This window comes from Streptomyces sp. NPDC127084 (assembly GCF_042724175.1).
Classification (GTDB): Bacteria; Actinomycetota; Actinomycetes; order Streptomycetales; family Streptomycetaceae; genus Streptomyces.
The window spans coordinates 1-869 of record NZ_JBHXFA010000319.1; the positions used below are offsets into that span (position 1 = coordinate 1).

Genomic DNA, 869 nt, shown 5'->3' on the forward strand with positions numbered 1-869 from the left:
TGGAAGGCGCCACTGAACGCCTTCCAGATCGCCTTCGAAGGACGCCTCACCCCCACCACCAGCCACTGACCTCAACAACCAAGATCAGCCGTTGACTGGACACACCCGCCCGCCGCAGCATCCGCAGGTCGGATGAGATCTCGTACTACATCGCCTACTGAAGTTTCCCCGTGATCTCGGACACTCGTTCGTTATGCCGCGAGGGTGTGTTGGTGCTGCTGTCTGGTCTCGGCTGGGGTGAGGTAGCCGAAGGTCTTGTGCTTGCGCAGGCGGCGGCGGTTGTAGAAGGTCTCGATGAAGTTGAAGACGTCGGCGCGGGCGGTGGCCCGGTCGGGCCAGGTGCGGGTGCCGATCTCTTCTTTGAGCAGGGCCCAGAAGCTCTCCGCGGCGGCGTTGTCGAAACATGATCTAAGTCGTGGTTTCAGGGACGCACACTGCGTAGGGTGTGAAGGTGATGGGTTCGTCGGACTCGTTGACGAGGGATACCTGCCATGCATCGCCCACCGGCTTGCTGGTGAAGTTGCTGGGAAGGGGGCCATTGATCTCGTGACCTCCACCAGTGATGACGCTGCCGTTCGGGCATTCGGCCTCGGACGACGCGGGAATCGCGACAAACACGCCGACCGCGACACCGTACGGTGCGTTGCCGACGGGGATGGTGGCGGTGACGGTGTTGCTGGCGGTGTCGATCACCGACACCGAGTCACTGCCGAAGTTGGTGACGAAGACGCGGGCACCGTCCGGCGACACCCCCACCCCGACTGGCGCGTCGCTGACGGGGATGGTGGCGGTGACGGTGTTGCTGGCGGTGTCGATCACCGACACCGAGTCACTGCCGAAGTTGGTGACGAAGACGCGGGCACCGTCCG

2 protein-coding genes are annotated in these 869 nt (G+C 63.6%); both read right to left on the reverse strand.

The genetic code is table 11. The annotated features are described in order from the left end of the window. Positions 1-191: 191 nt before the first annotated feature. Positions 192-497 carry an IS3 family transposase gene (locus tag ACFWI9_RS33750; RefSeq protein ID WP_387168983.1) on the reverse strand — a complete coding sequence of 102 codons (306 nt, stop codon included), beginning with the start codon at positions 495-497 and terminating at the stop codon, positions 192-194. Further along, on the reverse strand, positions 409-869 hold a 461-nt coding region (locus ACFWI9_RS33755), incomplete at its 5' end, for a YncE family protein (RefSeq protein ID WP_387168986.1). The genes ACFWI9_RS33750 and ACFWI9_RS33755, both read right to left, overlap by 89 nt.

Bases quoted from the DNA above. Each gene is read 5' to 3' on its own strand.
- ACFWI9_RS33750 (WP_387168983.1), bottom strand. From the start codon at position 497: ATGCATGGCAGGTATCCCTCGTCAACGAGTCCGACGAACCCATCACCT.